General features: G+C 63.9%; 20 protein-coding genes. 13 read left to right on the plus strand and 7 right to left on the minus strand.

Annotation, left to right across the window (positions count from 1 at the left end):
- Positions 1 to 8 precede the first annotated feature (8 nt).
- Positions 9 to 1061 (minus strand): YeeE/YedE family protein, encoded by a 1053-nt coding sequence (locus ACROSR_RS04655; protein ID WP_432682610.1) that lies wholly within the window; start codon positions 1059 to 1061, stop codon positions 9 to 11.
- Between the two features lie 150 nt (positions 1062 to 1211).
- Positions 1212 to 1580, minus strand: coding sequence for a hypothetical protein (locus ACROSR_RS04660; protein WP_432682611.1), 369 nt, complete (start codon positions 1578 to 1580; stop codon positions 1212 to 1214).
- 80 nt (positions 1581 to 1660) lie between these two features.
- Between ACROSR_RS04660 and ACROSR_RS04665 the strand changes: the two genes are divergently transcribed.
- From ACROSR_RS04665 to ACROSR_RS04725, 13 genes are all read left to right on the plus strand, one after another.
- The gene (locus tag ACROSR_RS04665; RefSeq protein WP_432682612.1) at positions 1661 to 2398 is read left to right on the plus strand and encodes a cytochrome c biogenesis CcdA family protein; all 738 of its coding nucleotides are present in this window, start codon (positions 1661 to 1663) and stop codon (positions 2396 to 2398) included.
- 13 nt (positions 2399 to 2411) lie between these two features.
- Positions 2412 to 2990 (plus strand): thioredoxin family protein, encoded by a 579-nt coding sequence (locus ACROSR_RS04670; RefSeq protein ID WP_432682613.1) that lies wholly within the window; start codon positions 2412 to 2414, stop codon positions 2988 to 2990.
- 107 nt (positions 2991 to 3097) lie between these two features.
- Positions 3098 to 3568: a sulfur oxidation c-type cytochrome SoxX gene (gene soxX / locus ACROSR_RS04675; RefSeq protein ID WP_432682614.1), complete on the plus strand. Its 471-nt coding sequence runs from the start codon at positions 3098 to 3100 to the stop codon at positions 3566 to 3568.
- Positions 3569 to 3615: 47 nt separating this feature from the next.
- On the plus strand, positions 3616 to 4032 hold the full coding sequence (gene soxY / locus ACROSR_RS04680; RefSeq protein WP_432682615.1) for a thiosulfate oxidation carrier protein SoxY: 417 nt from the start codon (positions 3616 to 3618) through the stop codon (positions 4030 to 4032).
- 22 nt (positions 4033 to 4054) lie between these two features.
- The gene (gene soxZ / locus ACROSR_RS04685) at positions 4055 to 4384 is read left to right on the plus strand and encodes a thiosulfate oxidation carrier complex protein SoxZ (RefSeq protein ID WP_432682616.1); all 330 of its coding nucleotides are present in this window, start codon (positions 4055 to 4057) and stop codon (positions 4382 to 4384) included.
- Positions 4385 to 4411: 27 nt separating this feature from the next.
- On the plus strand, positions 4412 to 5269 hold the full coding sequence (gene soxA / locus ACROSR_RS04690) for a sulfur oxidation c-type cytochrome SoxA (protein WP_432682617.1): 858 nt from the start codon (positions 4412 to 4414) through the stop codon (positions 5267 to 5269).
- Between the two features lie 98 nt (positions 5270 to 5367).
- Positions 5368 to 7065 carry a thiosulfohydrolase SoxB gene (gene soxB, locus ACROSR_RS04695; RefSeq protein WP_432682695.1) on the plus strand — a complete coding sequence of 566 codons (1698 nt, stop codon included), beginning with the start codon at positions 5368 to 5370 and terminating at the stop codon, positions 7063 to 7065.
- Between the two features lie 26 nt (positions 7066 to 7091).
- Complete coding sequence (soxC, locus tag ACROSR_RS04700) at positions 7092 to 8375, plus strand: sulfite dehydrogenase (RefSeq protein ID WP_432682618.1); 1284 nt, start codon at positions 7092 to 7094, stop codon at positions 8373 to 8375.
- Positions 8359 to 9021, plus strand: coding sequence for a c-type cytochrome (locus ACROSR_RS04705; RefSeq protein WP_432682619.1), 663 nt, complete (start codon positions 8359 to 8361; stop codon positions 9019 to 9021). The genes soxC and ACROSR_RS04705 overlap by 17 nt, the downstream gene beginning before the upstream one ends.
- A 43-nt stretch (positions 9022 to 9064) precedes the next feature.
- Positions 9065 to 9769 (plus strand): c-type cytochrome, encoded by a 705-nt coding sequence (locus tag ACROSR_RS04710; protein WP_432682696.1) that lies wholly within the window; start codon positions 9065 to 9067, stop codon positions 9767 to 9769.
- A gap of 29 nt (positions 9770 to 9798) precedes the next feature.
- Positions 9799 to 11067 (plus strand): FCSD flavin-binding domain-containing protein, encoded by a 1269-nt coding sequence (locus tag ACROSR_RS04715; RefSeq protein ID WP_432682620.1) that lies wholly within the window; start codon positions 9799 to 9801, stop codon positions 11065 to 11067.
- 38 nt (positions 11068 to 11105) lie between these two features.
- Positions 11106 to 11537: a DUF302 domain-containing protein gene (locus ACROSR_RS04720; RefSeq protein ID WP_432682621.1), complete on the plus strand. Its 432-nt coding sequence runs from the start codon at positions 11106 to 11108 to the stop codon at positions 11535 to 11537.
- Between the two features lie 89 nt (positions 11538 to 11626).
- The gene (locus ACROSR_RS04725) at positions 11627 to 12691 is read left to right on the plus strand and encodes a YeeE/YedE family protein (protein ID WP_432682622.1); all 1065 of its coding nucleotides are present in this window, start codon (positions 11627 to 11629) and stop codon (positions 12689 to 12691) included.
- Positions 12692 to 12825: 134 nt separating this feature from the next.
- Here the strand turns inward: ACROSR_RS04725 and ACROSR_RS04730 are convergent, their stop codons facing one another.
- The 5 genes from ACROSR_RS04730 to ACROSR_RS04750 all read right to left on the minus strand — a co-directional run bounded on the left by ACROSR_RS04730 (position 12826) and on the right by ACROSR_RS04750 (position 17788).
- Positions 12826 to 13776, minus strand: a complete 951-nt coding sequence (locus ACROSR_RS04730) for an MBL fold metallo-hydrolase (protein WP_432682623.1) — start codon at positions 13774 to 13776, stop codon at positions 12826 to 12828.
- 1 nt (position 13777) lies between these two features.
- Positions 13778 to 14692 (minus strand): MBL fold metallo-hydrolase, encoded by a 915-nt coding sequence (locus tag ACROSR_RS04735; protein WP_432682624.1) that lies wholly within the window; start codon positions 14690 to 14692, stop codon positions 13778 to 13780.
- Positions 14693 to 14794: 102 nt separating this feature from the next.
- The gene (locus ACROSR_RS04740; RefSeq protein WP_432682625.1) at positions 14795 to 16024 is read right to left on the minus strand and encodes a DUF6522 family protein; all 1230 of its coding nucleotides are present in this window, start codon (positions 16022 to 16024) and stop codon (positions 14795 to 14797) included.
- Positions 16017 to 17195, minus strand: coding sequence for a P-loop NTPase (locus tag ACROSR_RS04745; protein WP_432682626.1), 1179 nt, complete (start codon positions 17193 to 17195; stop codon positions 16017 to 16019). The genes ACROSR_RS04740 and ACROSR_RS04745 overlap by 8 nt, the downstream gene beginning before the upstream one ends.
- Positions 17192 to 17788 carry a MarR family winged helix-turn-helix transcriptional regulator gene (locus ACROSR_RS04750; protein WP_432682627.1) on the minus strand — a complete coding sequence of 199 codons (597 nt, stop codon included), beginning with the start codon at positions 17786 to 17788 and terminating at the stop codon, positions 17192 to 17194. The genes ACROSR_RS04745 and ACROSR_RS04750 overlap by 4 nt, the downstream gene beginning before the upstream one ends.
- Positions 17789 to 17830 lie beyond the last annotated feature (42 nt).

Raw genomic sequence — 17830 nt, forward strand, 5'->3', positions numbered from 1 at the left:
CCGCCCCGTCAGGCCAGACCCGTGATCAGTTGCCGCAGGCCAAGCGCGGCGCCTGCGAATATCGCCGCAAAGGTTACCGGCGCGCTGAGCGACAGGACGGAAAAGGCGGACATCCCTTGCCCGACCGTGCAGCCAAAGGCCAGCACCGCGCCGAAGCCCATGCAGACGGCGCCAAGCATCTGGCGTTTGAGCTCGCGGGGGTCTTCGCAGGCCTCCCACCGGAAGTGTCCCTTGATGACGCTGCCGAAAAAGGAGCCGACGACAACCCCCAGCACCGACGCCACCCCGAAGCTGATCCAAGACCCACCACCGCTTGCGGTCATGAGAAACAGGATCGTCTCGCCAAGCGGGGCCGAAAACGTGTGGCTTTGCACGGGCTGCAGCATGAACCCGTGCGTGGCGACCCATGACGTGCCTATCCAGCCCGAGGTGATCGCAAGGCCTGCAAGCGCCCCCCATATCACCGCAGTGCGGTTTTCGCGAAAGCGGCGCGCGCCAAGGGCCGCAAGGCCGATCCCGCCCGACATCAGCAGCCCCGCCGCAATCATCGGCAGCCCGGTCAGGCGTGAGATCACCTGTGCGTAGCTTTGCGCTTCGAGCGCGGGTGTGGTGGCGGCCATCGCGGTGATGCGCAGGGGGGCCAGCGGACCGGACATCATGATGTAGGCCGCGATCCCCATCACCAGAACGATCACGAAAGACCGCAGGTCACCGCCGCCCAACCGGGCAAGCGCACCGAACCCGCAGGTGCCCGCCAGCGACATGCCATACCCGAACATCAGGCCGCCAAGGATCGAGCCGAACGGCGACCACGGCGTCATCCAGTATACGTTGCGCGCGATATCGAACCCGCCCATACCGGCGGCCCCAAAGGCCGTAAGCCCCGCCACACCGATCGCAAGCCCCCACATGCGCAGGCGGGTGTCGTTCTGCTGATAAAGGTAATCCTCGACCGCGCCGAGCGTGCAGAACCGCCCCAGTCGCGCGGCAAGGCCGAGAACGATCCCGCCGCAAAGGCCGATTAGGCCGATCAGCATCCCATCGGATACATCGCCGGGCATGCGCGTCCTCCACCCTCTTGCTGGCGCTCTCCCGATTCTCTTTTGCGGGGGCGACTTGCGCGGACATCATCCGTGCAGCCAATCATCGGAACGGTGCGCCGGACTGTCAAACTCTATTCTGTCGCGGCGCCGTTCCGTTCGTCCCACGGCTCACTCGGGCGCGGTCGCACCGGGGTGTGCGTCAAGCAACTGGTTCAGGATGAACCAGAAGAATTCGTCCCCGGCATAGCCCTCCATGCGGCCCAGTTCCTTGCCCTCATGCACCAGAACGAAGGTCGGTGTGAAGACAGGGCGCGATTTGAACGCCACATCGTCCGGCAAGTCGCCGATCTGGACGCGGCGCAGCGGGGCGCGCGCGCCTTCGTCGGTCTTGGGGTAAATGGGGGCGATTTCTTCGTTCCACTGCGCGCACCAATGACAGCCACGCTGCTCGACCATGATCAGTTCGGCCGACGATAGCGGGCCGGACAGGCCGATCCACAGGACTGCACTGGCCAGAAAGGCGGCAAGACGGGGCATGTCGGGTTCCAATTGACGCAGGGTTCCAGATATTTAATAGTTTGAATATGTTTCCATATCAACCCGCCTGAGGCCCCAATATGTTCGATGTCTCCTTGCTGAGCGCCTTCATTGGTGGGCTGATCGTGTTCTTCTCGCCCTGCATCCTGCCGATCGTGCCGTTCTACCTGAGCTACATGGCCGGCGCCTCGATGTCCGAGATCAGCGCCGAGGGGCGGCTGGCGCCCGGTGTGCGGGGCCGGGCCTTTGCCGCGTCGGTGATGTTTTCCGCGGGGATCATCACGGTCTTCGTTCTGCTGGGGGCCGCGGCCTTTGGTCTGAGCCAGGCGTTTCGCAGCTACCAGTTCGAGTTCCGGCTGGTCGCCGCCAGCATCGTGCTGATCCTCGGGCTGCATTTTCTGGGCGTGTTGCGCATCGGGGCCCTCAACCGCGTGTTCCAGATGGATACGGGCAATACCAAGAACATGTCGGTGCTGGGGGCCTACGTGGTGGGCTTTGCCTTTGCCGCTGGGTGGACGCCCTGTGTGGGGGGCGTGCTGACGGCCGTGGTGTTCACGGCGAGCACCGAATCGACCGCGATGGAGGGGCTGGGCCTGTTGCTGGTGTTCGGGGTCGCGATGACGACGCCCTTCATGCTGGCCGCGCTGTTCATCGGGCCATTCCTGCGCTTCGCGGCCAGGTTCCGTCGCCATCTGCCCAAGGTGGAAAAGGCCATGGGGCTGTTGCTTGTCGTGTTCGCGGCGCTGATCGCCACGGACAGCATAACCTACATCGCCGAGTGGATGCTGGAGGCGTTCCCGGTGTTCCAGAATATCTGATGGAGGAAAGGGAATGACACGTTTTCTGAGCCTGCTGGCCGCCATGCTGCTGGCGCTGCCGCTATCGGCTGCTGAACTGGGGGATGACGGGCTGCACAAGACGGACTGGATGCGCGAGACGTTCAAGGACCTGCGCGAGGATCTGCAAGAGGCCAACGCCGAGGACAAGCGCCTGATGCTGATGGTCGAACAGCGCGGCTGCATCTACTGCACGCGGATGCACGAACAGGTCTTTCCGCGCCCCGAGATCGACAGCTACATCCGCGAACATTTCTTCGTGGTGCAGATCAACCTGCACGGCGATACCGAGGTCACCGATTTCGACGGCGAGGCCCTGAGCGAGAAGGCGGCGACGCGCAAATGGGGGCTGCTGTTCACGCCATCGATTCTTTTCCTGCCCGAGGAGGTCCCCGACGGCCAGAGCGCCGACGAGGCCGCGGTCGCGCTGATGCCAGGGGCGTTCGAGGCGGCGACCACGCTCGACATGCTGACCTGGGTCAATGAAAAACGCTATGCACTTGATACCGATGAGGATTTCCAAAGGTATCATGCACGGCGCATCCGGGAACGCGCCTCTGCAAATGCGGATTGACCGTCGGGCCAGACAATCTGCCAATTCGGACATTCGAATTTGATGTTGTGTGCTCACATGATTGTGTTCTATGATATACAAAAGAATGAATGTGTTAGGGAGGACGCATGAAACACACAATTCTGATGCTTTCGCTGGTTGGTGCCGCAAGCGGTGCAATCGCAGCGGAGGTCAAGCCGGGTGAGGTGTCGTTCGAGTACGGTGCTGTCGAGCAATCGCTTACCGGTAAGGAAGGGGACCCGGCACGCGGCCGCGAAGTGGTGGGCGACAAGTCGCTTGGCAATTGTGTCGCCTGTCATGCCATCTCTGAAATGAGTGACGTGCCGTGGCACGGCGAGATCGGCCCGCCTCTGGACGGGGCCGGCGAACGCTGGAGCGAGGCAGAGCTGCGCGGCATGCTGGTCAACGCCAAGGAAATGTTCCCGGGAACCATGATGCCGGCCTTCTACAAGGTCGAGGGATTCGTCCGGCCTGGTGACGCCTATACCGGCGAGGCGGCCCCCGAGGATCTGGATCCGCTGCTTACGGCGCAGCAGATCGAGGATGTGGTGGCATATCTGTCCACCCTGGAATACTGACCGCCGCCACCCACACTGGGGGCGGCCCCGAACAGGAGACTCAAGACATGACAATGACACGACGCAACGTGATGGTGATGGGGGCTGGCGCTGCCATAGCCTTCGGTCTGCCGATGCGGGCGAGCGCGGCGGCCGAGGATTCGATCGCCGAATTCACGGGCGGTGCCGATGTGGCCAGCGAGGGTGTCACCCTCACGGCCCCCGAGATTGCCGAGAACGGCAACACCGTCCCGATCGAAATCGACGCGCCCGGCGCGGAGGCGGTCCTGATTCTGGCCATGGGCAACCCGACTCCGGGTGTCGCCGAATTCAAGTTCGGCCCGCTGGCGGCCGCGCAGACCGCATCGACCCGGATCCGTCTTGCGGGAACGCAGGACGTGGTGGCCGTCGCACGGATGAAGGACGGCTCGTTCGCCAAGGCGTCGAGCAACGTCAAAGTGACCATCGGCGGCTGCGGCGGCTGATCCAGATCAAGGAGACACGACAATGGCAGAAAATGTGAGACCCCGCGTGAAAGCGCCCCGCTCCGCCTCGGCGGGCGAGGCTGTAACGATCAAGACGCTGATCAGCCACCCGATGGAATCCGGTCAGCGCAAGGACAGCGACGGCAACACCATTCCGCGCTCGATCATCCACCGCTTCACCTGCGAGTTCAACGGCGAGATGGTGGTCGATGTGGCGATGGAGCCCGCGATCTCGACAAACCCGTATTTCGAGTTCGAGGCCGTCGTGCCCGAGGCCGGCGATTTCAAGTTCACCTGGTACGACGATGACGGCTCTGTCTACGAAGAGACGAAATCAGTCGAGATGGCCTGAGGCCACAACCGTCAGGGAGGGGCGAACATGAAAAAAACATCAGCCATCACGGCGCTTTTGGGCGCAGGCGCGATCACGGCGGGGGTGGTTTATGCCGAACCCGTCGAGGATACGCTTATCGTGAACCAAGACATCGAGATGACCACCTGGACAGAACCGTCGGACGCAGTCGAAGGCAAGCTGCCGGAGGTCATTTCGGGCTGGCACTTTCGCGGCACCGAAACCCGCGCGATGCAGGCCGACGATTTTATCAATCCCGGCATGATCTTCGTCGAGGACGCACAGGAGTCGTGGTCAACCGTCCAGGGAGACGCGGGCAAGTCCTGTGCAAGCTGTCACGACGACGTGGACGAGAGCATGAAGGGTGTCCGCGCGGTCTATCCGAAGTGGAACGAGGACGCGCAGGAGGTTCGGACGCTGGAGATGCAGGTCAATGCCTGCCGCACCGAGAACATGGATGCCGAGCCGCTGAAATACACCAGCACCGAGATGACCAGCATGGTTGCGCTGATCTCGTCGGTGTCGCGCGGCATGCCGGTCAACGTGGCCACGGACGGTCCTGTGGCCGACACGTGGGAAGCGGGCAAGGAACTGTACTATACCCGGACCGGTCAGCTTGAACTGAGCTGTGCGAATTGCCACGAGGACAATTACGGCCGCATGATCCGCGCCGATCATCTCAGCCAAGGTCAGATCAACGGGTTTCCCGTGTACCGTCTGAAGAACACCAAGCTGAACGCGGTGCATTCGCGGTTCAAGGGCTGTGTTCGCGATACGCGGGCCGAGACGTTCGCGCCGGGCAGCCCCGAGTTCGTGGCGCTCGAGCTGTACGTCGCAAGCCGTGGCAATGGTCTGTCGGTCGAGGGACCGTCCGTCCGAAACTGAACGACCTACCCCGTCGGGCGAACCGCCTGGCGGGGTTTTTCTTGGTCAAAACATTCAAGAAACCGCATGTGATGCGGGCGGAACTGGAAGGGTCAGACATGATCTCGCGTCGGGATTTTCTTCAAACGAGCATGGCCGCGTCAGCCATCCTGGGGGCGTCGTCCTTTGGCAACTGGTCGAAACTGGCCGCGCAGCAGGCGCTGACCCAGGATCAGCTGTTGCAGTTCGACACGTTCGGCAATGTCAGCCTCATCCACATCACCGACATTCACGCGCAGCTCAAGCCGATCTATTTCCGCGAGCCGTCGGTCAATATCGGCGTGGGCCCGAACAAGGGCGAGGTGCCGCATGTCACCGGCGCCGATTTCCGCAAGCTTTACGGAATCGATGACGGCAGCCCGTCGCATTATGCACTCAGCTCGGGCGATTTCAGCGCGCTTGCGCAGACCTATGGCAAGGTCGGCGGGCTGGACCGCGTGGCGACCGTGATCGACGCGATGCGCGCCGACCGGCCCGATGCGTTGCTTCTGGATGGTGGCGATACGTGGCACGGCTCTTACACCTGCTACAAGACGCAGGGCCAGGACATGGTCAACGTGATGAACGGGCTCAAGCCCGACGCGATGACATTTCACTGGGAGTTCACGCTCGGCTCCGACCGGATACACGAGATCGTCGAGGGCCTGCCCTTTGCCGCACTCGGCCAGAACATTTTCGATGCCACATGGGACGAGCCCGCCGAGATGTTCCCGCCGTACCAGTTTTTCGAGCGCGGCGGCGTCAAGATCGCGGTGATCGGACAGGCCTTTCCTTACATGCCGATCGCCAATCCCGGCTGGATGTTCCCCGAATACAGCTTCGGCATCCGTGACCAAAACATGCAGGCAATGGTCGACGAGGTGCGCGGGCAGGGGGCCGAACTCGTCGTCTGTCTCAGCCATAACGGCTTTGATGTCGACAAGAAGATGGCGGGCAACGTGACCGGTATCGACGTGATCCTGACCGGGCACACCCATGACGCGCTGCCGGAACCAGTGCTGGTGGGCGAGACGATCCTGATCGCCAGCGGCAGCAATGGCAAATTCGTCAGCCGCGTGGATCTGGACGTGCGCGACGGTCGGATGATGGGGTTCCGGCACAAGCTGATCCCGATCTTTTCCGATGTGATCGCGCCCAAGCCCGAGATCACGACGCTGATCGACGAACAGCGCGCGCCGTTCAAGTCGGACCTCGAAGAGGTGATCGGCCAGACCGATGGCCTGCTGTACCGGCGCGGCAACTTCAACGGCACGTGGGACGATCTGATCTGCGATGCCCTGATGTCGGAACGCGACGCCGATATCGCCATGTCGCCCGGCGTCCGGTGGGGGCCCAGCTTGATCCCCGGTCAGGACATCACCCGCGAGGATATCTTCAACGTCACCTCGATGACCTATGGCGAGGCGTATCGCAGCGAGATGACCGGCGATTTCATCAAGGTCATCCTGGAAGATGTGGCCGACAACATCTTCAACCCCGATCCCTATTACCAGCAGGGCGGCGACATGGTCCGCACCGGCGGGCTGGGATACCGGATCGACATCAACCAGCCGCAGGGCAGCCGGATCAGCGACCTGACCCTGCTGCGCACCGGCGAGGCGATCGATCCGTCGAAAAACTACGTGGTCGCCGGATGGGCCTCGGTCAACGAGGGCACCGAAGGCCCGCAGATCTGGAATGTGGTCGAGGATCACATCCGCAAACAGGGCACGGTCAGTGTCAGCCCGAATGACAGCGTCACGGTCGTTGGCGCGTAAGAGATTGTCGAAAGGAGACATATCCGATGTCTGAACTTTTCAGGGGAAAACCGGCCTCGCGTCGCGCGTTTCTGCGCGGCAGCGTGGCCGCGGCGGCCGGGGCCGTGACCGCCGGGGCGGCGCGCGCGGAAACGCCTGATCCGTTGATCACCGAGGTCCAGCCATGGGCGCAAGGCTGGGGCGACCCGGTTGATGCGGCGCCCTACGGTATGCCGATCAAGTACGAATCCGACGTGGTACGGCGTACAGTCGAATGGCTGACCGCGGATCTGACCAGCTCGATCAATTTCACGCCGATCCACGCGCTGGATGGCACGATCACACCGCAGGGCTGCGCGTTCGAGCGTCACCATTCCGGCGCGATCGAACTGCGCAAGGAAGATTACCGGCTGATGATCAACGGGCTGGTGGATCGGCCCCTGGTCTTCACCTATGCCGATCTGGAACGCTTCCCGCGCGAGAACCACGTCTATTTCTGCGAATGCGCCGCCAATACCGGCATGGAATGGGCGGGCGCGCAGCTGAACGGCGCGCAGTTCACGCATGGCATGATCCACAACATGGAATATACCGGTGTGACCCTGCGCACCCTGCTGGAAGAGGCCGGTCTGGAGGCGGCGGGCGATCTGTCGGACAAGTGGATCTTTGTCGAGGGCGCGGATGCGTCGTCGAACGGTCGCTCGATCCCGATGGAAAAGGCGCTGGACGACGTGCTGGTGGCGTTCAAGGCCAACGGCGAGGCGCTGCGCAAGGAGCATGGTTACCCTGTGCGCCTTGTCGTGCCGGGCTGGGAGGGCAACCTCTGGGTCAAGTGGCTGCGCCGCATCGAGGTGACCGATGCCGCCGTCGAAAGCCGCGAGGAGACCTCGAAATACACCGATGTCCTCGACAACGGAATCGCGCGCAAGTGGACCTGGGTGATGGACGCCAAGTCGATCATCACCTCGCCCAGCCCGCAGGCACCGATCACCCACGGGGCCGGGCCGCTCGTGATTTCGGGTCTTGCGTGGTCCGGCCACGGCGCGATTACCCGTGTCGATGTCTCGAAGGATGGCGGCAAGTCGTGGCAGACCGCGCGCCTGGCACGGGATCCCGAAGCCAAGGCGCTGACGCGCTTTTATCTCGACACCACCTGGGAGGGCGAAGAGATGCTGTTGCAGGCCCGCGCGATGGACGAGACGGGCTACGTCCAGCCGACCAAGGCGCAACTGCGCGAGGTACGCGGCGAGAATTCGATCTATCACAACAACTGTATTCAGACATGGTGGGTGCAGCCCAACGGGGAGGCAGAGAATGTCGAAGTGTCTTGAGATTGCGCTGATCGCGGGGCTGGCCGTCGGTGTGACCGCGCCCGGCAGCACAGCCGAAGAATACGGGCTGGGCCGCCCGGCGCTGGACGAGGAAATCGCGGCGTGGAACGTCAACATCATGCCCGACGGAAGTGGCCTGCCCGAAGGGTCCGGCGACGTCTGGACCGGCGACGAGGTGTTCGGGATGTACTGCGCCTCGTGCCACGGTGATTTCGCCGAGGGCGTCGGCAACTGGCCGAGCCTGGCCGGGGGAATGGGCACGCTGGACCGCGCCGATCCGGTCAAGACCGTCGGGTCGTACTGGCCGTACCTTTCGACCGTCTGGGATTACGTCAACCGATCGATGCCCTACGGCTTCGCCCAGAGCCTGAGCCCCGACGAGGTTTACGCGATCACGGCCTATATCCTCTATTCCAACGGCATCGTGGATGATGATTTCACGCTCAGCCACGAGAATTTCACCGAGGTCGAAATGCCCAATGCAGACGGGTTCATCGTCGATGACCGGCCGGAAACCGAATACCCGGACTGGCGGACAACGCCCTGCATGGAGGATTGCAAGGACGACGTGGAGATCACGATGCGCGCCGCTGTTCTGGACGTGACACCCGAGGACGAGGATGACGCGGCCTCGTCGGCGGACTAGGCTGTTGCCGGGCCGCCGCCGCAGACCTTCGGTAGGGGTCGGGGTGCGTCCGGCGGTGGTCCTGTTCGCGGTATCGGTCGCGGCCATCGCGTCATATCCGGCCCGTGCGGACCTGATCGGCGACGCAGAGGCCGGCGCGGATCATTTCAATGACTGCGTCGGCTGTCATCAGATCGGAAAGGGGGCCGAGGACGCGATCGGCCCCCACCTTAACGGCATATTCGGCCGGCCCGCCGCGGCGCATGACGACTATCCTTATTCAGAGTCGATGGAACGGGCGGGTGTCGATGGCCTGATCTGGACGCTCAAGACGCTCGACGCCTATATCGAAAATCCCCGCGCGCTCGTCTCGAAGACCCGGATGAGCTATCCGGGCCTGCAAGACGATCGGGCGCGCGCAGATCTTCTCGCTTATCTGCGGCGGTTCTCCGACAATCCCGCGAACATTCCCGAGGCCGCGCCGACAGCGATCGGCACCGATCATTCGGTCGATCCCGAAATCCTCGCGATTCAAGGCGATCCGGCGTATGGTGAATATCTGAGTAGTGAATGCGTAAGCTGCCACAAGATCGATGGCACCGCCGATGGCATCCCGTCGATCACCCGTTGGCCAGAGCGCGACTTCGTGGTCGCGATGCATGCCTACAAGGACAAACTGCGTCCCCATCCGGTGATGCAGATGATGGCCGGACGCCTGTCGAACGAGGAGATCGCGGCGCTTGCGGCCTATTTCAAGGACCCCGACTGAAACGGGGCCTTTCAACGGGAGGAGAGACGATGACCTTTAACAGACGCAAATTCATTGCCGTCGGGACGGTGGCCGCGGCATCGCTTTCGGCGCCGGCGGTGCTGGCCCAAGGTGCGGGCCGACCGCGCGTGGTCGTGATCGGTGGCGGTTCGGGCGGGGCCACTGCCGCGCGCTACATCGCCAAGGACAGCGACGGTGCCATCGACGTGACACTGGTCGAGCCGTCGCGCAGCTATTATACCTGCTATTTCTCCAATCTCTATATCGGCGGGTTCACCGATCTCGACGATATCAGCCACAGCTACGGCACGCTGGCCGCGAAATACGGGATCAACGTGGTGCATGACTGGGCCATCGATGTGGACCGCGACGCCAGGACCGTCCGGCTCGCCGGGGGCGACGTGATGCCCTATGACAAGCTGATCCTCAGCCCCGGCATCGATTTCGTCGAGGATGCCGTGCCGGGCTGGTCGCTGGCGGCACAGAACCGCATGCCGCACGCCTACAAGGCCGGATCGCAAAGCGAACTGCTCAAGGCGCAGCTCATGGCGATGCCCGAGGGCGGGCGCTTTGCCATGGTCGCCCCGCCAAACCCCTACCGCTGCCCGCCGGGCCCGTATGAGCGGGTGTCGATGGTGGCGCATGTGCTGAAGGAAACGAACCCGACCGCCAAGATTCTGGTCGTCGATCCCAAGGCGAAATTCTCCAAGCAGGCGCTTTTCGAAGAAGGCTGGCGCCGCCATTACAGTGGCATGATCGAGCGGATCGGCCCGGATTTCGGCGGCGAGAATACCAGCGTCGACCCCGAGGCGATGACCATCGACATAGATGGCATGGTCGAAAAGGTGGACGTGTGCAACGTCATCCCGGCCCAGAAGGCGGGTCGCATCGCTGAAATGGCGGGCGTGACCGACGGGAACTGGGCCCCCGTCAATGCAGGCGACATGTCCTCGACGCGGGACCCGGACGTGTACGTTCTGGGGGATGCGGCGGCGCAGGGCGACATGCCGAAATCCGGTTTCGCCGCCAACAGCCAGGCCAAGGTCTGTGCCATGGCGGTGCGCGGCGCGTTGACCGATTCGCGCGTGTTCCCGGCCAAGTTCACCAATACGTGCTGGTCGCTGATCGCCGAGGATGACGGCGTCAAGGTAGGCGCCACCTACGAGGCGACCGACGAAAAGATCGCCAAGGTCGACGGCTTCATCTCGCAGACGGGCGAGGATGCCGCGACCCGCAAGGCGACCTACGAGGAATCGGTGGGCTGGTATTCCGGCATCACCACCGACATGTTCAGTTGACGATCGCAGGATCTTGATCTCTCAAAGGAGGCAAACAAATGAAAATTACAGTTCTGGCCGCAGCTCTCGGCATTGCAGCAGCCCCGGTGGCGGCGCAGGAGGTCGTGACCTACCCGTTCGAGGGGACGTTTGGCGACGCCACCTTCGCCGTCGAGAGTGCCATTCTCGATCGCGGGCTGGTGATCGATTTCACCAGCCATGTCGGTGACATGCTCAACCGCACGCGCGAGGATGTGGGCAGCGACGTCAAGCTGTTCGAGGCGGCCGACATATTTGTATTCTGTTCGGCCACGTTGTCGCGCGAGGTCATGGAAGAGAATCCGATGAACATCGCGCATTGCCCTTATGGTGTGTTCGTGGCGGAACGCGACGACGAGGTGATGGTCGGTTACCGGACCTATCCCGAGGGCGAGATGCAAAAGGTCCAGGCCCTGCTTGACGAGATCGCGCAGGACGCAACGGCCGATTGATGCGCTGACACCGGGCCGCAGCTGCGGCCCGGTGCGAGGCGGTCAGCCGACGCCGACGCGCGGGGTCAGGGGTACGTGAAAGGGCTGTCATGCTGGACGCGATGATCGACGCCTATGGCGACGCGGCGGTGCTGGCCATGGCCGGGGCGCTTGTGGGGGTCCTCTTCGGCGCGGCGGCGCAGCATTCACGATTCTGCCTGCGGTCCGCGTCGGTCGAAGTGGCCGAGGGTGGACTGGGTCCGCGGCTGTCGATCTGGATCGTGGCGTTCTCTGCCGCGGTTCTGGTGGTTCAGGGTGCGATCACTGTCGGGCGTCTCGACGTTTCGCAGTCGCGCCAACTGGCCACGACGGGCAGCATGTCCGGTGCACTCATCGGCGGGTTGATGTTCGGTGCGGGCATGATCCTCGCGCGTGGCTGTGCAAGCCGTCTTCTGGTGCTGTCGGCGACCGGAAATCTGCGCGCGCTGGTCACGGGGCTCGTGCTTACGATCGTCGCGCAGGCGGCGTTGCGTGGGGTGCTTTCCCCCGCGCGTGAAGGGTTGGCGGGGCTGTGGCTTGTGCCCGGCGGTGCGGCGCGCGATCTGCTGGCGCGTATCGGCCTGACATCCTCGATGGCCGCGTGGCTGGCCGGCGTTGTCCTGATCGTGGGGATCGCACTGGCGGTCGGTCGTCAGGTACGGGTCACCCACATCATTGCCGGAACAGGTGTCGGATGTGCGGTCGGGTTGGGGTGGGTGGCGACCTATACGATCGCGCAGACCTCGTTCGAGATCATTCCGATTTCCTCGGTGACGTTCACCGGCCCGTCCACCGACACGCTGATGGGTCTGGTCAACGCCTCGACCCTGCCCCTGGGCTTTGGCGTGGGCCTTGTGCCCGGGGTGTTTGCGGGGTCCGCCGTGATGGCGCTCGCCACCCGTGAATGGAAGATCGAACGCTTCAGTTCCGACACGCCGATGGAGAACTACCTGCTGGGGGCCGCGCTGATGGGGTTTGGCAGCATGCTCGCCGGTGGATGTGCGGTGGGGGCCGGCATGTCGGGCGGCGCGATCTTTGCGCTGACGGCCTGGGTTGCCGTCGGGTCCATGTGGGTGGGCGCAATGGCGACGCATTTGCTGATGACGGGCTTTGCTTCAAGGCGCGTCGCGACCTGAACCCGGAGGATCCGGGTATTTTTGCCAAGAAGAAACACGGGCGCGATCATTGATGATCCCGTGTTTCCCGTGTCATCTTGCCAAAACAGTCCCCGGCGGGGTCCGAGGGCTGGCCCCCGGCCGGGTCAATCGTGTCATTCCCATTCCATCTGCTCGAACACCCGACCCGCATTCTTCGTCGCGAGTTCCTCGAACGTATCGAGATGGGTATAGGGCGACTGGTCCACGTAATAGGCATCCGCCAGATCGCCGCCCGCGTCGATATGATCGCGGATCTTGCCGCGCAGGTATTCCAGATACCCCTTGGTATAGCGCCGGACCTGATCCATGTTGGTGGGGTGGCCATGGCCGGGGATCACGTAAGTGGCGCCGAGTGTCTCGAACTCGGTGTCCCATGTCTCCAGCCAGTCGCGGGTGATGGTTTCGGGAAAGATCGGCAGCATCCGTTCGTGGAAGGCCATGTCCCCCGAGATCACGAGGCTTTGTTCAGGCAGCCAGACGACGATATCGCCGGGGCTGTGCGCCGGGCCGAGATACCGGGCCTCGATCCGGTAATCGCCCATCTCCAGGACGTATTGATCGCTGAAGGTCTCGGTCGGAGGGGCGACTTCCGTGCCCTCGGCGCGCTCCTTGGTGATGCGGCGGGCGGCCTCCAGCGACATGCCGGCATTGTGTTCGATCTCTGCCAACACGTCCTCGTGCGCGATGACGGGGACGCCCTGTTCGACCCAGTAGGAGTTGCCGAGCATGGCGTGGCCTTGCCCGTTCTCGTTGAAGACATGCGTGACCGGCTGGTCGGTGACAGCACGGATTTCGTCATGCAGGGCGCGGGCCAGCCCGTAGGATGCGCCGCCATTGATGACGACCACGCCCTCGGCCGTGACAATGAAGCTGAGGTTGTTGTTGTGGCCCGCGTTCTCGTAGGTCGGGGGGGCCGTGGCCCCGATGGCCGACCAGACACCGGGGATGAACTCCACCGGTTTCGAGTAGAGCAGGGAATCGGGATACTGGTCGGCGATATCCTCGCTGGCGAAGGCCGCGCCAGCGGCGAAAAGCACCGTGGCTGTGGATAATGCGCGTATCATCTCAGACCTCCGACACGAAGCGGTAGGCGCCATCGGCACGTTCGACACGGCCGAGCCCACCCTCGGGCAAGTGGAAGCCGACCATCGGCATCTTTTCTGTCGCCAGTCGGTCCAGCAGTCGCAGGCGCGTAGTGATCCCGGTGTCGGGATCCTGATCCGCCCCGCTTGGCCAGTCGGGGTGGGCGAGGGCCAGGTGGCCATTGGCGATCGCATCGCCCACGACCATCACGGCCTCTGATCCTTGCCGGATCTCGAAGCTCATGTGACCGGGCGTGTGACCGAACGAGGCATGCGCCATGATGCCGGGCAGCACCTCGTCGCCATCTTTGATATGCTGGGTCCGATCCTCGATCGCGGCCAGCCGGCGCGCTGCGCCCACGGCAAAGCTTGCCCGCGCCTCGTCGATCGTGTCCACCGTGTCCGGGTCGGTCCAGTAGTCCCATTCCGCCTGACCGATCATGTGGGCGGCATTCGCGAACAGCGGCTCGTCGAAATCGTCGAGCACGCCCCAGAGGTGATCAGGATGCGCGTGGGTGAAGATCACATGGGTGATGTCGCCGGGCGCCACCCCTGCCGAATCGAGGGCGCCGAGCAATTCCCCCGCGCTCGGCATGAAGTGCGAGCCGGCGCCGGCGTCAAAAAGCACGGTATGCGTGCCGTCGCGATAAAGCGTGAGGTTGCAGGGCGACTCGATCATGTCACCGGTAATGCCGTGCTCGGCGAGGACGGGCCCGGCCTTTTCGGGGTCGAGATCGCCGAGCATGAAATCGCGTGGCAGCGTCAGGTGACCGTCGCTAAGCGTGGTCAGGCGCGCCGAGCCGAGCGTCATGTCCGTCGCGGCCCGTCCGGCACCGGGCCAGCCGAACAGGGCCCCGGCGCCCATGGCGCCCATGATGTGGCGTCTGGTCAATCGCATGTTTTCGTCCTCCCATGAAATTCGTATTCGTGAATACGATGCGAGGAAAGAGGCCGAAGTTCAAGGATTAGGTTGGCCAGCCCGGCGCGATGCCCCGGTGGACTATGCGGGGTTGTTGTCCAGTTGGGTCACCTCGCGCGCGTGAAAGTCGCGGTCGCTTTCGCCGGGTTCGGGCCCGCGCGACAGGCGGCGCGCCATATCGAAGAAGCCTTGGCCGGGCAGCCCCTCTCGGCCGCGGCTGACCGCGCGGGCGGCGATGAAGGGGCGATTGGCCGTGGCGTCTTCGTGCATGGTAATTTCCAGCGCACGGGTCACGCGGCGCACCGAGCCGGGCAACCACAGCCCGAGGCCGCGCGCAAGCGCGCCATAGGTGATCGGTATATCCGCATCGTCAAGACCGTCGAGATGCGCGCGCACCCGGTTCGCCAACTCTTGTTCCTTGTCCGCTGCAACCTCGCTGGCGCGGGGCGGGGGGATTTCGCGCGCGGTTCCGTCGGCCCTCACCTCGGCGGCCCAGGCGCGGGTTGCGCTGCGCAGAATGATCCGGGTCTTGCCGTCATCCTCGCCCTGCCCGGTCTCGGTGACACCGACCACGTCACCGTTCCGGAGGCCCGTATGCAATGTCTCGGGGGTCAGGCCAAGACGGGGGGCAAGGTAGTCGGGATCGACCATGAGCTGCCCGTCCTGCCAGTCGATGACACCCGGCGGAACCGGTCGGTCGAGCATCGGCGATGGCCCGTTGTCGCGGCTGTAATAGGGCGCGTCGCCGGCGCCGTGATCGGTTACATCCTTGATATCGCGGATTTGCGGAAGGGCCGCGCGCAGCATCCGCTCTACCCCGTCGCGCAAGGTCGCGGCCGAGGCGGCGCAGCCCTGACAGCCGCCGGACATGCGCAGATGCACGGTGCCATCCGTCACCTTTTCCACCGCGATATGCCCGCCATGCGCCGCGACCGCCGGGTTGACTTGAGCGTCCAGAAGCGCCTCTACCTCGCGCAGCAGGGTCGTGTCGGCGTCTGCTTCGGCGGTATCGGGGCCGAGCGGCGCGTCCGTCGCATCCAGCACCTGCCGTATTGCCCCGGCGATCGCGGGTTTCAGAACGGACCAGTTCGCAGTGTCGTCTTTGCGGATCCAGATCGCGGACCCCGAGACCTCTACCCGCGCGACCCCTGTCACATCGAACAGGGCGCGCGGCAGCGCGGCCTCGCCCGGCCCGTCAAAGCGTTGCGGTTGTCCTGTCGAGATCGGCGCGTCCAGCAAAAAGCCCATGATGTGCGCATCATGTGTCGAGGCCTGCGCGCGGATGCGGCGTTTCGGTGACGTCTCAGACATCCTCGACCTCCACGTCCTGCATGTCGCGCAGGGCCTTGAACGTGTAGATCCCGGTGTCGTGCCCGTCGCTGAATGCCAGTCCGAGTGCGTAATTCCCGACACTCCAGATGCGCGTCAGGCGAATGTCCAAAGGCACGCTCTCGGGGTCCAGAAGGGGGTTTCCACTGACCTCGTCACGGCACTTCGCGCAGCGGCAGTCAAGCCGCAGATCGCGGGGCGCAAGCCGGCTGACCAGTCCGTCCGCCCAGCCCAGGACCAACGCCGCGCCATCGTGGTCGAGCGATACCAAGCGTTCCGGCGGGCCATCCCCGGCTGCCGGCGCGTCTGCGGGTTTGCCCTCGCCGGTGTCGACAGTCCAGACGAACGGCGTGGCAATTCCGACCGTGTCTTCTGCCCCGCTCGACAGCGCTGTGGCGATCTGGCGATAGGCGGCGGCGGCCGGGCTGTTGGGGGCTGATTTGACAAGCGGCGTCCCGTCATCGCCACAATCGACCACCGCGGGATCGAGCGGCACACGGCCCAGGAAGGTCACGCCCAGATCTTGCGCGATCGCCTCGCCGCCGCCTTGGTGGAAGATATCCGTCACCGTCCCGCAAGAGGGACAGGTGAATCCGCTCATGTTTTCGATCACGCCCAGCACGGGCACGTTGACCTGTTCCATCATCCGCAAACCGCGCCGCGCGATCTTGAGGCTGACATCCTGCGGCGTACTGACGATCACAGCGCCCGATAGCGGAAAGCTTTGGGCAAGCGTCAGCTGGATATCGCCGGTGCCGGGCGGCAGGTCGAGCAACAGGACGTCGAGCCCGCCCCAGTCCACCTGGCGGATGAACATCTGCAGGTATTTGGTGACCATCGGCCCGCGCAGGATCGCGGGCGCATCATCCGCGCTGAGCATGGCCATCGACATCACCTTGACGCCATGCGCCTGCGCCGGAATGACCTTGCCCTCGGGCGACATGCCGGGTTTTTCGCCGGTCGCGATGCCCAACATACCGGGAATCGAGGGACCGTAGACATCGGCGTCGACGACGCCGACCGCCATCCCGGCCTCGGCCATGGCGACGGCGATGTTGGCGGTGACCGTGGATTTGCCCACACCGCCCTTGCCGCTGCTGATTGCGATCATGCGGGGGTGGCTTTGGCTGCCGCCCGGATCACGCTCTGTCATTCGGTATATCCTTCTTCTGGTTGGGCTGCGCGCACGGGACCGTCATAGCTTGCACACAGCTTTTCGATCTCGTCCGAGCCAAGGGCGACAGCCATGCAACTGCAATAGCCGCTGTCGCCCCTCGGTGTAAAATGGGTGCAATCGCTGCAGGTTCCGAAGGCCCGCGTCTGTCGCGCGCCCGCCACCGAGGCAGCCAATCGCGACAAGGATGCGAGCAGATCCGCACGCTGGTCGGGGTCAAGGTCGGCGACTGTGCCGACAAGATCCCTCAGCGGGTCCTCGGCCAGCATCGCATGTCCGGCTGCCGTAAGGTCGAACCGGACGCTGCGCCCGTCGGTCGCAGATTGATGCCGTATGAGCAGGTCCCGGCGTTCGAGCGTCTTGATGGTCTGAGAGGCGGTTCCCCGCGTCGTCGCCTGAAAGCGTGCGAACCCCGACGGAGTGCGCGTGCTGCCATTGGCGCTGGCAAAGAAGCGCAGGCAGGTCCATTGCGCCGCCGTCAATCCGGACCGCGTGTCTTCCGTGCAGGCGGTGCGCCCGAGATGCACCAGCAATTCAGCGATCCGGCGTGCCGATCCCAAGTCATCCGTCATGGAAAAGAGATATGGATTCGAAATCACTTTGACAAGCAGTTG

It is taken from the genome of Roseovarius tibetensis (assembly GCF_050896375.1).
Classification (GTDB): Bacteria; Pseudomonadota; Alphaproteobacteria; order Rhodobacterales; family Rhodobacteraceae; genus Roseovarius; species Roseovarius tibetensis.

Excerpts from the sequence above, each read along its gene's own strand:
- ACROSR_RS04745 (WP_432682626.1), bottom strand. The coding sequence starts at position 17,195 with ATGACAGAGCGTGATCCGGGCGGCAGCCAAAGCCACCCCCGCATGATC.
- ACROSR_RS04705 (WP_432682619.1), top strand. The coding sequence starts at position 8,359 with ATGTCGAAGTGTCTTGAGATTGCGCTGATCGCGGGGCTGGCCGTCGGT.
- ACROSR_RS04665 (WP_432682612.1), top strand. The coding sequence starts at position 1,661 with ATGTTCGATGTCTCCTTGCTGAGCGCCTTCATTGGTGGGCTGATCGTG.
- soxX (WP_432682614.1), top strand. The coding sequence starts at position 3,098 with ATGAAACACACAATTCTGATGCTTTCGCTGGTTGGTGCCGCAAGCGGT.
- ACROSR_RS04660 (WP_432682611.1), bottom strand. The coding sequence starts at position 1,580 with ATGCCCCGTCTTGCCGCCTTTCTGGCCAGTGCAGTCCTGTGGATCGGC.
- ACROSR_RS04725 (WP_432682622.1), top strand. The coding sequence starts at position 11,627 with ATGCTGGACGCGATGATCGACGCCTATGGCGACGCGGCGGTGCTGGCC.
- ACROSR_RS04715 (WP_432682620.1), top strand. The coding sequence starts at position 9,799 with ATGACCTTTAACAGACGCAAATTCATTGCCGTCGGGACGGTGGCCGCG.
- ACROSR_RS04735 (WP_432682624.1), bottom strand. The coding sequence starts at position 14,692 with ATGCGATTGACCAGACGCCACATCATGGGCGCCATGGGCGCCGGGGCC.
- ACROSR_RS04730 (WP_432682623.1), bottom strand. The coding sequence starts at position 13,776 with ATGATACGCGCATTATCCACAGCCACGGTGCTTTTCGCCGCTGGCGCG.
- soxY (WP_432682615.1), top strand. The coding sequence starts at position 3,616 with ATGACAATGACACGACGCAACGTGATGGTGATGGGGGCTGGCGCTGCC.
- ACROSR_RS04720 (WP_432682621.1), top strand. The coding sequence starts at position 11,106 with ATGAAAATTACAGTTCTGGCCGCAGCTCTCGGCATTGCAGCAGCCCCG.
- soxC (WP_432682618.1), top strand. The coding sequence starts at position 7,092 with ATGTCTGAACTTTTCAGGGGAAAACCGGCCTCGCGTCGCGCGTTTCTG.
- ACROSR_RS04670 (WP_432682613.1), top strand. The coding sequence starts at position 2,412 with ATGACACGTTTTCTGAGCCTGCTGGCCGCCATGCTGCTGGCGCTGCCG.
- soxB (WP_432682695.1), top strand. The coding sequence starts at position 5,368 with ATGATCTCGCGTCGGGATTTTCTTCAAACGAGCATGGCCGCGTCAGCC.
- ACROSR_RS04750 (WP_432682627.1), bottom strand. The coding sequence starts at position 17,788 with ATGACGGATGACTTGGGATCGGCACGCCGGATCGCTGAATTGCTGGTG.
- soxZ (WP_432682616.1), top strand. The coding sequence starts at position 4,055 with ATGGCAGAAAATGTGAGACCCCGCGTGAAAGCGCCCCGCTCCGCCTCG.
- ACROSR_RS04740 (WP_432682625.1), bottom strand. The coding sequence starts at position 16,024 with ATGTCTGAGACGTCACCGAAACGCCGCATCCGCGCGCAGGCCTCGACA.
- ACROSR_RS04655 (WP_432682610.1), bottom strand. The coding sequence starts at position 1,061 with ATGCCCGGCGATGTATCCGATGGGATGCTGATCGGCCTAATCGGCCTT.
- soxA (WP_432682617.1), top strand. The coding sequence starts at position 4,412 with ATGAAAAAAACATCAGCCATCACGGCGCTTTTGGGCGCAGGCGCGATC.